The organism is Kitasatospora sp. NPDC058243, from assembly GCF_042882025.1.
GTDB lineage: Bacteria > Actinomycetota > Actinomycetes > Streptomycetales > Streptomycetaceae > Kitasatospora.
Map to the genome: position 1 here is coordinate 34,379 of NZ_JBHVWW010000052.1, position 12,423 is coordinate 46,801.

The following is a 12,423-nucleotide window of genomic DNA, read 5'->3' on the forward strand; positions in this document are numbered from 1 at the left end:
ACTTGCTGGCGCTGTCAAGCCGGTGGCATCGCGGCTAGGTCGCACTGCTTCGCATCAGCCCGAACAGGCCACCCGCTGGGCCTGCTGCCAGGCGCAGACCGGGCAGAGCGTGCTGCCCGGGTGGTCGGCGGGCAGTTCGGTCGGCTCCCCGCACAGGACGCAGTCGGCCCGCGGCCCGGTCGACGCCGGATCGCGCACCAGCGCCGCCTGCGCCCCGCCGTCGGGGGCGAACTCGCAGACCGCCGTGTCCTCGTTCCTCGCGCTGTCGCTCATGCCGCCTTCCTACTCCGCCCCCGGCCCCCGCCGCAAGGCGCCGCCGACCCGAGCCCGACCCGATCGCCGGCCCGCCCTGACCCAGCCCGACCCGGTCCCCGCACTCCTCGATCAGGGCGGCGGCGCCGTCCAGGAGCGGGTGCAGCCCGAACCGGCCCGCCCCCGCCCGACCCGACCCAGCTCCCCCCGGACGACCCGCCGACGGCGGGCCCACGACGCCCGGCTACGGTGACCGCATGGCCACCGACCTCCAGCGGCGCCTGCTCGCCGCCCGCGCCAGCGCGCCCTCCTACCCCGAGGTCGGCGCCACCCGCGGAGGCCCGCTGCCGGACGGCTACGCGCACCTGCGGCGGCGGGTGCACCTGGGCCGAGGGCCTCAGGTGCTGGCCCGGGCCGGGCGGCACGTGCTCGGCTGGGGCAGCCAGCTGGGCACCGGTTTCGCCGTGTACCCGCATGCGCCGGCCGAGCCGGGGTCGACGGTGCTGCTGCGACTGAGCCTGCCGGGCAGCCGGTGGCCCCGGCTGGTGATCCCGTGCCGGGTGGTGTGGACGGTAGAGGAGCCGGACCGGATCGGCTTCGCGTACGGCACGCTCCCCGGGCACCCGGAGTGCGGCGAGGAGGCGTTCCTGGTGTCCATGGACGCCGCCGGCGAGGTGTGGTTCGAGGTGTCGGCGTTCTCCCGGCTGACCGCCTGGTACGCGCGGATGGGCCGGCCGGTCGCGCTGCTCTGCCAGTACCTGGCGATCGAGCGCTACCTGGCAGCGGTGGCCGCCGCCGTGGCCGAGCCGGCCGGGCCCGCGGGCCCGGCCGATCCCGCCGTCGAGTAGCGCGTCGAGTCGGCCGAAGGAGTGTCGGCCTAAGGAGTCCCTGCCGAAGGAGCCCCTGCCGAAGGAGCCCCGCCCGAGGGAGTCCCGGCCGCAGAAGTCGGGTCAGCCGAAGAAGGAGAGCCGCACCGTCCGGCGCGGATTGTCGCCGTTGGTGTCGATCAGCACCACGGACTGCCAGATGCCGAGCGCCAGCTGGCCGCCGATCACCGGCAGGGTGGCGTGCGGGGCGACCAGGCCGGGCACCACGTGGTCCCGCCCGTGGCCGGGGCTGCCGTGCCGGTGGCGCCAGCGGTCGTCGGCGGGGAGCAGTTCGCGCAGGGTGGCGAGGAAGTCGTCGTCGCTGCCGGAGCCGGTCTCCAGGACTGCGATTCCGGCGGTGGCGTGCGGGACGAAGACGTTGAGCAGGCCGTCGCAGCCGGCGGCCCGCTCGGTGAGGAACGCGGCACAGCGGTCGGTGATGTCGAGCGCGACCTCTCGGCTGCCGGTGGTGATCTCGATGGTGGTGGTCTGGAAGAGGCCCTGGTGGGTGGAGTGGATGTTGTCCGCCATGGCGCCATCCTGACCCACCTCGGCGGGCCCCGCGCAGCACCTCGCCGACTCCGCCTGTGGGGGCGGTGAGGTGCACTAGGCTGAAAGGTTTAGACCACATCGGCCCGGCCGGGGCGGGCCCGGATCCGGGCACGCCGAAGACCCGACGGTCCGTGTGGTCCGCCGGGTCGGGGTCCCGATCCGCACCGGGTGGCCCGGGAGGCCCGGGCCGCGGAGCCGTAGGCCCCGGGCCGACGGGCGCTAGCCGCGCCCGCCGAAGAGGCTTCGCCGCAGCCGGCGCAGTGGCGTCAGCAGCGAGATCCGCGCGTGACGACGCTTGGCCGTCGGGGCGTCCGCGCCGCGCGGCGTCAGCTCCCTTATCAACCCGAGCGCCTCGGCGGTGTCCACCGCCGGGAGCGCGGGTGCGCCGAGCACGGCCAGGTGTCGGTCGATCCGACGGCCGGTCGTGCCGACACCGCACTGGATCGCCGGCACGCGGGGCCGAGTCCGCACTTGCATGTGTTCCATCAGTTTTCCCACCCCTACGAGGCGCCAGGGCCGTGAGGCGAAGACTATCCGCGATGGACGGCCTTCGCGCAACCGTCCTTGGTGTTGTGCCACCGTACCGTGCGGCGTCAACTGACGATGCACCAGGGGCCACCAGGGCGATCACGACTAGGCATCAATGATGGTGCACGACCGGCCATCTGTCAGCAATACCCGGGGCGCAGGTCCGGCGCCCGGCCGCGCGGCGCGCGCCGGGCGCACGCGACCCCGCACGCGGCCCGGCGGGCGGTCCGGCGGCCATGGGGGATGCCGCGGCGGATGCGGCGGTGGACACGACGCGGATACCGCGGTGGATATAGGGGACAGCCTGGGTCGTCGACAAAGCGACCGGTCGACACCTCCAGGCTTCATGAAGTGAACACATTCGAGGGATTGACTCCGGGGAATCCTCCAAGCAATATCTGTGAGAACGCGTCCGTGCCCGCATCGCACCCGGGTGCGTGTTCGAGTGATGAAGAACTCCGGCTCCCGCGAGCCACTGCCCGGCCGCCTCGACGCTGCGGTGGCCAGGCTCGCGAGGTGCCCGGAAAGGCGGTCGGCCGTAGAGGGTCGGCCGGGCCGCCGCCAGGCTGCCGGTGCCGCCCCGTTCAGGGCCCGGCACCGGCGGTTCCGGGCCCAGCGGCGATCGTGGCCACGGTTCCACCGCGGCCGGTCAGCCCGGCCCGCCACCTCGGCCGATCACCCCGGTCGGACGTCCCCGCAGGTCGCACCCGGTCGATCGGTAGACTCGGCCAGCGTGCCCCTCCTCCTCAGCATCGTGCTCCCGGTCCACGGCGTGGAGCGGTTCCTGCCGCGCTGCCTCGACTCGATCCTCGGCGACACCCCCGCCACGGAGTCCCGTTTCGAGGTGATCGCGGTCGACGACCTCTCCCCCGACGGCTCCGGCGCGATCCTGGACGCCTACGCGGCCCGCGACCCCCGACTGCGGGTCCTGCACCTCACCGAGAACCAGGGCCTCGGCGGCGCCCGCACCGCCGCCCTGGCGCAGGTGCGCAGCGAGTACGTCTGGTTCGTGGACAGCGACGACTGGCTGCCCGAGCGGACGGTGGGCGCGATCCTGGACGAACTGGAGCTGGAGCAGGAGCGGGAGCGCGGGCCCGGGACGCCCGCCGACGTCCTGCTCACCGGCTTCACCCACGTCTACCCGGACGGCGAGACCGAGCCGAACCCCTGGCGCCACGTGCTGGCCGACTCCCCGCTGGTCGAGGGGTGCACGCTGGCCGAACACCCGGCGCTGTTCCAGACCGTGATGTCGGTCTGGAACAAGGTGTTCCGCCGCGCCTTCCTGGAGGGCCTCGGCGTCTCCTTCGGCCGTGGCTACTACGAAGACATCTCGGTCACCTACCCCGCGCTGCTGGCCGCCGGGCGGCTGCGCTACCTCGACCGCCCCTGCTACTTCTACCGGCGCGGCCGGGACGGCGCGATCACCGCCACCGCCTCCCCCAAGCACGCCGACGTGTTCGCCCAGTACGACGCGATCTTCGCCTTCCTGGACCGCCCGGACCGCCCCGGCCGGCCCGTCCCCGACGCACTGCGCACCCTGGTCTTCGACCGGACCGTCCGACAGGCGCTGAACGTCTACGACACCCCCGGGCTGGTCCCCGCCGACCGGCGCAAGGACTTCTTCCGCCAGATCGCCCGGCACTTCGCCCGGCACCGCCCGACCGGCTACCGCTACCCCGGCGGCGTGCGCGGCGTGCAGTACCGGCTGGCCGCGCGCGACGCCCGGATCGCGTACGCGGAGCTGCGCCGCACCGGGCAGCTGCCGCGCGAACTCAAGCGCGGGGCAAGGGCGGTGGCCCCGGCCGTGAAGAAGGGCGTGCGCAGCGGCGCGCGGTTCACCGCGTACAACGCCTTCCGCCGGCTGCCGCTGGACGAACACCTGGCGGTCTACGCGGCGTACTGGCACCGGGGTTACGCGTGCAGCCCGGCGGCGATCTACGAGAAGGCCAGGGAACTGGCGCCGCAGATCCGGGGCGTGTGGGTGGTGGAGAACCGCAAGCAGGCCGCGACCATGCCGCCCGGCGTGCCGTACGTGATCGTCAACACCCCCGCCTACCTCAAGGCGATGGCGACCGCCAAGTACTTCGTCAACAACGTCAACTTCCCGCGCACGATGGCGAAGCGGGCGGGCACCGTGCACGTGCAGACCCAACACGGCACCCCGCTCAAGGCGATGGGCATGGACCTGCGCGAACGCCCCGAGGCCGCCGAGGGGATGGACTTCGAACGGCTCCAGGAGGCCGTCGACCGCTGGGACTTCCTGGTCTCCTCCAACCCGCACACCAGCGAGCACTTCACCCGCGCCTTCCCCGGCCGGTACGAGATGCTGGACACCGGCTACCCGCGCAACGACCGGCTGGCCAACACCACACCGGACGAGGTGCGGGCCATGCGCGAGCGGTTCGGGCTGCGGCCGGACACCACGGCCGTGCTGTACGCCCCGACCCACCGCGGCGACCAGGGCGGCTACGTGCCGCTGCTGGACGTCCGGGAGCTGGCCCGGCGGCTGGGCCCGGACTTCACCCTGCTGGTGCGCACGCACTACTTCCACACCGGCGGCCCGGGCGACCTGGCGGCGGGCGAGGGTTCGGCCGCGATCGTCGACGTCTCGGCCCACCCGACCGTGGAGGACCTCTACCTCGCGGCGGACGCGCTGGTGACGGACTACTCGTCGATGATGTTCGACTACGCGGTGCTGGACCGGCCGGTCGTGATCTTCGCGCCGGACTGGGAGGAGTACCAGCGGGTGCGCGGCGTCTACTTCGACCTGTTCGAACAGCCACCGGGGGCCGTCACGGTGGACCCGGACGGGCTGGCGAAGGCGCTGCTGGCGGGCGATCCGGAGCCGGCCGCGCGGGCCCGCTTCCGGGCGCGGTTCTGCCCGTGGGACGACGGCGGGGCGGCGGAGCGGGTGGTGCGCCGGGTGTTCCCGGTGGAGTCCTGAGGCGCCCCGCGGCGCTCCCGGAGCCCTGAGGAGCCGTGAGGAGCCCTGAGGGGCCTTGAGGAGCCGTGCGGCACCGGGCCCGGCGCCGCCGGTACGGCGACCGGACCCGTCGGCACGCTCAGCGCTGGCGGGCGGCCAGGAACTCGTCGAAGGTCAGGAAGCCCTGGTGGCGGGTGTCCATGGCATGGATCAGGGCCTCGGCCATCGACAGCGTCACGGCGTGGTCGCCCATCTCGTTCGCGACCAGTGCGTATTCGGCCGGAGTGATCTTGCCGTCGCCGTTCTTGTCGAAACGGTCGAACATGGCCTTGATCGCCTCGGTGGTCTCCATCGTGCCCTCCTGGTACTGCGGGGTTGCGCTCTGTTCGGACGGGCGTACCCTACCCGGCCGTGGTGCGCGCCACGGTCGCCGGGAGTGGACGGCCGCGGGGGTGGTTGTCGTAGTCTGCGGATCTGATTGCAGGCCCGGGCTCCTCCCGGGCGATCGTTCGTCCAGGGAGGGACCATGCTCGATCTCGCCACCAGGCTGGTGCTGAAACCCGTCTCACGCGGCATCTGGCGGCCGACCATCGAGGGCATCGAGAACGTGCCGCGCAAGGGCGGGGTCATCCTGGCCAGCAACCACCTGTCCTTCATCGACAGCGTGGTGATCCCGCTCACCGCCCCGCGCCGGGTCCACTTCCTCGCCAAGGCCGAGTACTTCACCGGGACGGGACTCAAGGGCCGGCTGTCCAAGGACTTCTTCGAGGCGATCGGCGCGGTGCCGGTCGAGCGCGGCACCTACCGTTCCGCTCAGGCCTCGCTGGAGTCTGCGCTGGAGATCCTGGAGGACGGCAAGGCCTTCGGCATCTACCCCGAGGGCACCCGGTCGCTGGACGGCCGGCTCTACCGGGGCAAGACGGGCGTCGCCTGGCTGGCGCTGACCGCGGGCGTGCCGGTGGTGCCGGTGGCGCTGGAGGGACCGGAGCAGATCCTGCCGGTGGGCAAGCGGGTGCCGCGGATCAAGAAGGTGACCGTCCGGTTCGGCGAGCCGCTGCACTTCGACGAGCTGCACGGGCAGGCCCGCTCGCTGAAGGCCCGTCGGCAGGTGACCGACGAGGTGATGGCGGCGATCCAGCGGCTCTCCGGCCAGGAGGTCGCGGAGCGCTACAACGAGGCGCCGAAGGCCGCGTAGGCCCCGGCCGCGCACCGCGCCACACCTCGCCGCGCCACATCACGCTTCGCCACACCTCGCTGCGCCACACCTCGCTGCGCCGCGCCGGGGCGAGCGCTCACACGTGTCCGAGCGCGGCCGTCTCCGGTACGACGGCGGCCGGCTCCGGCGCCTCCCGGCGCAGCAGTGCCGCGTAGCGGCCGTCCAGCTCCACCAGTTCCTCGTGGGTGCCGAGTTCGACCACCTCACCGTGGTCGAGGACGGCGATCTGGTCGGCGGCCCGGACGGTGGAGAGCCGGTGCGCGATGGTGATGGTGGTGCGACCGGCCGCCAGGGTGTCCACCGCCTGCTGGACGGCCTGTTCGGTGCGGTTGTCGAGCGCACTGGTGGCCTCGTCGAGGATCAGCACCGGCGGGTTGCGCAGGATCGTCCGGGCGAGCGCGAGGCGCTGCTTCTCGCCACCGGAGAAGCGGTAGCCGCGCTCGCCGACCAGGGTGTCGTAGCCGTCCGGCAGGGCGGCGATGGTCTCGTGGACCTGCGCGGCCCGGGCGGCTTCGACCAGTTCGGCGTCGGTGGCCTCCGGCTTGGCGAAGCGCAGGTTCTCGGCGACCGAGGCGTGGAAGAGGTAGGTCTCCTGGGAGACCACGCCGACCGCGCGGGCCAGCGTGTCGAAGGACAGCTCGCGCACGTCCACGCCGTCGATGGTGACCCGGCCGCCGGTGACGTCGTACAGCCGCGGGACGAGGTAGCTGAGCGTGGTCTTGCCGGAGCCCGTCTCACCGACCACGGCCAGTGAGCTCCCGGCCGGGACCTTGAGTTCGATCCCGGAGAGCGTCGGCCGTTCCTGCGCGGGGTCGTAGCGGAAGTCGACGTCCTCGAAGCGGACCTCGCCGCGGATGTCGGTCAGGTTCCGCGGCTTCGGCGGCTCGGCGATCTCCACCGGCAGGTCGAGGTACTCGAAGATGCGCTGGAAGAGCGCGAGCGAGGTCTGCACGTCCACGCCGGTGGAGAGCAGGCTGACGGTCGGGCGGAACAGGCCCTGCTGGAGGGTGACGAAGGCGACCAGGGTGCCGACCGAGACGATCGGTGCGCCGCCCGCCGCGGACAGCCCCGCCGCCCAGTAGATGACCGCGGGCATCGCGGCCATGACGATCTGGATGGTGTTCATCCGCCAGCGCCCGGCCATGCTGGCCCGCACTTCGAGGTCGGCCAGCTGGTCGGACTGCCCGGTGAACTCACGGGCGAGCGAGTCGGAGCGGCCCATCGTGCGGCCGAGCAGGATGCCGCTGACCGACAGCGACTCCTGGACCGCCGAACTCATCGCGGCCAGCTGCTTCTGCCGCTCGGTGGTGATCTTCTTGCGCTCGTTGCCGACCCGCCGGCTGATCCAGACGAACAGCGGGAGCAGCAGCAGCGAGACGACGGTGAGCCGCCAGTCGAGCGCGACCATGGCGACCACGGAGGCGATCACCGCGGTGAAGTTGGAGACCAGGCTGGTCGCGGTGGACGTCACGGTGGACTGCATGCCGCCGATGTCGTTGGCGATCCGGGACTGCACCTCGCCGGTGCGGGTGCGGGTGAAGAAGGCCAGCGACTGCCGTTGCAGGTGGCTGTAGACGGCGGTGCGCAGGTCGTGCATGACGCGCTGGCCGACGGTGGTGGAGATCAGCGTCTGCAGGACGTTGAAGATGCTGTTCACCACGGCCGCGAGAACCATGCCGAGCGCGAGCAGGCTGAGCAGCCCGGTGCGGCCTTGCGGGATCGCGGTGTCCAGGACGGCCTTGAGCAGGAACGGCGAGGCCACCGATACCACGGCGGAGGCGGCCACCAGCAGCCCGACGACGGTGAGGCGGCCCGTGTACGGGCGGAAGAGGGCGAGGATGCGCCGCCACTGGGCCGGCGGGCGGGGCTCGCCCTGAGCGCGTTCGGGCGGGGTCCAGTTGATGGTGGTGGGTCTCAAGGGCAAACCTCCGTGGGTGGGGCGGTCGGACGGCCGCCAGCATAGCGAGAATAGCTCATAGTTAGACTAGCTAATAGTGAGGCTGGATCTATTCCCATGGCGACCGCCCCTCCGGCCGCCCGACCGACCGCCCCGACCGCCCCGACCGCGTCAGTTCGTCCGGTAGCTGCGCGCCGCCTTCGAGGACAGACCGCCCAGTCGGCCGGAGGGCAGCAGGCGGGCGAGCGCCACCACCGCCTTGTAGCGCTTGCCCGGCACGGACACCGACCGGCCCCGGGCCAGGTCGCGCATCGCCTCCGCCACCACCCGCTCGGCCGAGAGCCAGGACCAGGCCGGGATGTTGCCGGTGCCCATACCCGCCCGCTGGTGGAACTCGGTGCGGGTGAAGCCCGGGCAGAGCGCCATCATCCGCACCCCGGTGCCGCCGAGGTCGCGCAGCACGCCCTGGGTGAAGCTCACCACCCACGCCTTGCTCGCCCCGTACGTGCCGCGCGGCAGGAACGCCGCCACCGAGGCGACGTTCACGACCGCGCCGCGACCGCGCTCGCGCATCCCCGGCAGGGCCGCCGTGGTCAGCCGCAGGATCGCCTCGATGTGCACCTTCAGCATGTCCAGCTCGTCCTGGAGCGGGACGGTCCCGAACGCGCCCTTGTTGCCGAAACCGGCGTTGTTGACGAGCAGGTCCACCGGGCGGGCGGAGTCGGCGAGCCGGGCTTCGACGGCCGCGATGCCCTCGTCGGTGGCGAGGTCGGCGGTCAGCGCCTCCACCTCGACTCCGTACTCGGCGTGCAGGTCGGCGCTCGCGCGCTCCAGGCGCTCGGTGTCCCGGGCCACCAGGACGAGCCGGTAGCCGCTGCGGGCGAGCCGGCGGGCGAACGCGGCTCCGATGCCGGCGGTCGCGCCGGTGATCAAGGCTGTGGTCATGCCCCCGACGGTACCGACTCACCGCGGCCGCGCCCACTCCGAACGGACTATCCCGGCCCGGCCGTCTGCGGATGCAGGTACCGGACCGCGCCCTCACCGTTCGGACGGGGGCATCCCCCGACCGGGCGGTGACGCTCAACTGAGGAGGCACTTCTGATGCTTACTCACTGCCGGACCCACCAGACCACGACCACGCCGACCGCGACGCGCGTCGAGGCGGACACACTCGCGAGCCTGATGGTGGAGGACGAGGCCGTCGTGTCCGACGCGCCCACGTACTCGCCCGAAGCCCTCGGACTCCTGCTGCTGGCGCTGTTGCTGTCGCCGAAGCCGCCGAAGGAGAAGTCGACCCGCTAGCAGCCGGGCGACCCGATCACCGACCCGGTAGCCGGGCGGCCCGATCGCGGGGCCGGTCCACCGACGTGGACCGGCCTACCCCTTCCCCGGCGCCTCGGCGGGCCTGCGTGAACCCGTGCTCGCGAACCCACGCCCCGCGAGGCCCCTCGCCGGGGGCTCCCCGACCAGGAGGAACACCACCGATGCCCTTCGCCGAGACGCCACTGCGCGACGAGTACGCCGCAGCCGTCGAACGGGTGGCGCCGGACCCTCGACGCCCTCCGGGGCGACGGGGGCGCAGCCGCGCTCGCGGACCCGGACGGCGCCGTACCGCGCCCGACCCTGGCCGCACTGCGGGTGCTCGGCGCGGACCTCTTCGCCCCGCAACTACTCACCGGGGCCGCGCCCGACGGGCCCACCGCCGCACTGCTGGCCGAGGCCCGGCAGGCCTTTCCGGCACCGGACCCGGCACCGGACTCGGCAGCGGCCTCGGTGTCGGGCTCGGCCGACGCCGCGCTGGTGATCGCATGGCAGGACTGGGCGGCCGGGCAGGTGCTCGCCCGCACGCCGTACGGAACCGGTGCCCCGCCGACCGCGCCGCCCGTGCCGCCTCCGGGCCCGGAGGCCGTCGGCTGGCAGACCTGGTCGGTACGGATGGCGCAGCTGTCCGTCCTGGCGCTGCCCGGGCTCGACGGCCCGGTGCACGACACCGCCCGCACGCACACCCTGGCCCTTGCCCGCGGCACCGTCCGCTCCATGCTGCGTCGCGGCCTCCCCACCGCCGCCCGGCTCGCCCGCTGGCTCGCCTGGGCCGGTGCCGAAGGCCGGCCGCTGCGGCTGGAGGTCGAGCCCGTCCTGGAACGCATCCGGCTGGCCGGTAACGGCAGCGCCCGCACCGGACTTGAGCTGGCCGTCGCCCGTCGGATGCTCGACCGTTCCTCCCGTCCGCCGACCGACCGACGGAGCCGGGTCCGATGACCGACACCCACGTCCTCGCCACCGCGCAGCGGCTCGCCTCCCGCGCGCTGGCCTGGCTGCACGCCTCCCACGCCGACGGCCTCGGCCGGATCCCGGACAACACCGTGGTCGACCTCTCCGACCCCGACGACGCCTACAAGCCGCTCGGCGAGATCGCGCTGGCCGCTTCGCTGATCCTGCGCGACGGCGTCACCGGGCCCACCGAGACCCGCACCGCACGCGCGCTGCTCGACCACGCCTGGGGGCAACTGCGCGAGGGCGACCTGCTGTACGAGCGGCAGCTGCGCCACTTCACCATGACCGACCCGCTGGAGACCTACGCCCACTTCGCCCGGGCCGGCTACCGCCACCCCGCGCTGGAGGAACTGCTCGATTCGCTCGGCCGGCTGCGGGCCGCGCACGCCGAGGAGATCCACCCCAACCGACGCCTGGGGGTCGCCGACGCCCGACGGGTCGTCGGGCTCGCCCACCAGCCGAACTGGGCCGCACTCGCCGTCGGCACCTGGTTGGGCGCCACGCCCGAACCGTGGGCCGTCAACTGGATGACCGGCTACGACATCACCCACACCGTCTTCCACCTCACGGACTGGGGCGCCCGCCCGGACGGCCTGCCGGAGCCGATGCGCGACCACGTGCGCGACTGGCTGCCGGCCTGGCTCGACATCTGGCTGGAGATCGGCCAGTGGGACCTCGCCGCCGAACTCCTCGTGGTCGACGCCTGCATCGGCGAACCGGCCACCGGACGGCAGGGCTGGGACGCGCTGGCCGCCGCCCAGCACGAGGACGGCCTGCTGCCGCGCGACACCGACCCGGTCGACGAGGACCGCGAGCGGGCGTTCCAGGACCACCAGCACACCGCCGTCGTCGCGGTGGTGGCCGGTGGCATCACGCTCGCCCGGGCACTCGGGGCCACCGCGGCGCTCGCGTGAACGGGCTGGGTCCGGCGGTCGCGGAGGCGGTGCGCGCGGCCGGACCGTACGCCACCGTGGCCGTCACGCGCGGGGACGCGGAGGAGGTGCGCTGCCACGGGCGGCTCGGGCACGGGCGGACGGCTGCATGCTCGCCGGACACCGTCTTCGAACTCGGTTCGGTCAGCAAGACCTTCACCGCGCTGCTGCTGGCACAGATGGCCGCGCGCGGAGACGTCTCCCTGCACGACACGGTCGAACACCGCCTGCCGGACTGCTGGCGCCCGGTGACCGTCCGCTCCCCCGAGCCGATCCGGCTGCTGCACCTGGCCACCCACACCTCGGGCCTGCCCCGGCTGCCGCCCGGACTGGCCGCGCGCGCCGTGCCGACCTGGTTCAGCAATCCTTACGCCGCGTTCGGGGACGAGCAGTTGAGGGCCGGAGTGGCCCGAACCACCGTACGGTGCAGGCCCGGCAGCCGGTACCGGTACTCCAACTACGGCGTCGCGCTGCTCGGGCGGGCACTCGCCGAGACGGGCGGGTTGCCCTACGGGGAACTGCTCTCCGAACGAGTCCTCCGACCGCTGGGCCTCGGTGCCACCACCTGTACGGCGGACTCGCCGGGGCGGGCGGTCGGGTACCGGCGCGGACAGGAACTTCCGCCCTGGCGCATCCCCGGACTGCCGGGGGCCGGCGCGCTCCGGGCGAGCGGGGCCGACCTGTTGCGCTACCTGAGGGCGCATCTCGACGGCGGCCACGGCGAGTTGGCGGCCGCGCTGCGCGAGGTCCAGCGGCCGTGGCTGCGACTGCCGCGCTCGACGGACGAGCTGTGCCTGGTGTGGAACCATCGCCGCCCGGGCGGGCGCGACCTGTACTTCCACGCCGGGGCGACCCGGGGGTTCACCGCCTTCGTCGGGTTCTCGCCCCAGGCGTCGGCCGCGGTGGCGGCCCTGGCCAACACCGGGCCGTCGCTGGACGGACGGTTCCTACAGGCGGCGTACGAGGTGCTGCGGGCGGCTTAG

Annotated in this window: 13 protein-coding genes; 7 read left to right on the forward strand and 6 right to left on the reverse strand. The window is 73.4% G+C overall.

Annotation, left to right across the window (positions count from 1 at the left end):
- Positions 1 to 54: 54 nt before the first annotated feature.
- A complete protein-coding gene (locus ACFVX9_RS27930) occupies positions 55 to 273 on the reverse strand; it encodes a hypothetical protein (protein ID WP_363367075.1) in 219 nt (72 codons plus the stop codon).
- Between the two features lie 236 nt (positions 274 to 509).
- Between ACFVX9_RS27930 and ACFVX9_RS27935 the strand changes: the two genes are divergently transcribed.
- The gene (locus ACFVX9_RS27935) at positions 510 to 1,100 is read left to right on the forward strand and encodes a DUF1990 family protein (protein WP_380376924.1); all 591 of its coding nucleotides are present in this window, start codon (positions 510 to 512) and stop codon (positions 1,098 to 1,100) included.
- Between the two features lie 102 nt (positions 1,101 to 1,202).
- Here ACFVX9_RS27935 and ACFVX9_RS27940 read toward each other — a convergent pair whose 3' ends face one another.
- Entirely contained in the window at positions 1,203 to 1,649 is a 447-nt protein-coding gene (locus ACFVX9_RS27940; RefSeq protein WP_063349972.1) for a YjbQ family protein, read from the reverse strand.
- 240 nt (positions 1,650 to 1,889) lie between these two features.
- Positions 1,890 to 2,156 carry a hypothetical protein gene (locus tag ACFVX9_RS27945; RefSeq protein ID WP_063349971.1) on the reverse strand — a complete coding sequence of 89 codons (267 nt, stop codon included), beginning with the start codon at positions 2,154 to 2,156 and terminating at the stop codon, positions 1,890 to 1,892.
- A 775-nt stretch (positions 2,157 to 2,931) separates the two neighbouring features.
- On the opposite strand from ACFVX9_RS27945, the gene ACFVX9_RS27950 reads away from it, so the two are divergent.
- Positions 2,932 to 5,142, forward strand: coding sequence for a CDP-glycerol glycerophosphotransferase family protein (locus ACFVX9_RS27950; protein ID WP_387984146.1), 2,211 nt, complete (start codon positions 2,932 to 2,934; stop codon positions 5,140 to 5,142).
- A 118-nt stretch (positions 5,143 to 5,260) separates the two neighbouring features.
- Here ACFVX9_RS27950 and ACFVX9_RS27955 read toward each other — a convergent pair whose 3' ends face one another.
- Positions 5,261 to 5,473: an EF-hand domain-containing protein gene (locus ACFVX9_RS27955; RefSeq protein WP_063349969.1), complete on the reverse strand. Its 213-nt coding sequence runs from the start codon at positions 5,471 to 5,473 to the stop codon at positions 5,261 to 5,263.
- A 174-nt stretch (positions 5,474 to 5,647) separates the two neighbouring features.
- Here ACFVX9_RS27955 and ACFVX9_RS27960 point away from each other — a divergent pair, with 174 nt between their 5' ends.
- Complete coding sequence (locus ACFVX9_RS27960) at positions 5,648 to 6,316, forward strand: 1-acyl-sn-glycerol-3-phosphate acyltransferase (protein ID WP_063349968.1); 669 nt, start codon at positions 5,648 to 5,650, stop codon at positions 6,314 to 6,316.
- A 97-nt stretch (positions 6,317 to 6,413) separates the two neighbouring features.
- Here the strand turns inward: ACFVX9_RS27960 and ACFVX9_RS27965 are convergent, their stop codons facing one another.
- Entirely contained in the window at positions 6,414 to 8,255 is a 1,842-nt protein-coding gene (locus tag ACFVX9_RS27965; RefSeq protein WP_380376933.1) for an ABC transporter ATP-binding protein, read from the reverse strand.
- 150 nt (positions 8,256 to 8,405) lie between these two features.
- Positions 8,406 to 9,179 carry an SDR family NAD(P)-dependent oxidoreductase gene (locus ACFVX9_RS27970; protein WP_387984149.1) on the reverse strand — a complete coding sequence of 258 codons (774 nt, stop codon included), beginning with the start codon at positions 9,177 to 9,179 and terminating at the stop codon, positions 8,406 to 8,408.
- A gap of 156 nt (positions 9,180 to 9,335) precedes the next feature.
- Between ACFVX9_RS27970 and ACFVX9_RS27975 the strand changes: the two genes are divergently transcribed.
- The 4 genes from ACFVX9_RS27975 (at position 9,336) to ACFVX9_RS27990 (ending at position 12,423) form a co-directional block, all read left to right on the forward strand.
- On the forward strand, positions 9,336 to 9,536 hold the full coding sequence (locus ACFVX9_RS27975; protein WP_387984151.1) for a hypothetical protein: 201 nt from the start codon (positions 9,336 to 9,338) through the stop codon (positions 9,534 to 9,536).
- Positions 9,537 to 9,872: 336 nt separating this feature from the next.
- Positions 9,873 to 10,493, forward strand: coding sequence for a hypothetical protein (locus tag ACFVX9_RS27980; RefSeq protein WP_387984153.1), 621 nt, complete (start codon positions 9,873 to 9,875; stop codon positions 10,491 to 10,493).
- Complete coding sequence (locus ACFVX9_RS27985; protein WP_387984155.1) at positions 10,490 to 11,422, forward strand: DUF6895 family protein; 933 nt, start codon at positions 10,490 to 10,492, stop codon at positions 11,420 to 11,422. The genes ACFVX9_RS27980 and ACFVX9_RS27985 overlap by 4 nt, the downstream gene beginning before the upstream one ends.
- Positions 11,419 to 12,423 (forward strand): serine hydrolase domain-containing protein, encoded by a 1,005-nt coding sequence (locus ACFVX9_RS27990; protein ID WP_387984157.1) that lies wholly within the window; start codon positions 11,419 to 11,421, stop codon positions 12,421 to 12,423. The genes ACFVX9_RS27985 and ACFVX9_RS27990 overlap by 4 nt, the downstream gene beginning before the upstream one ends.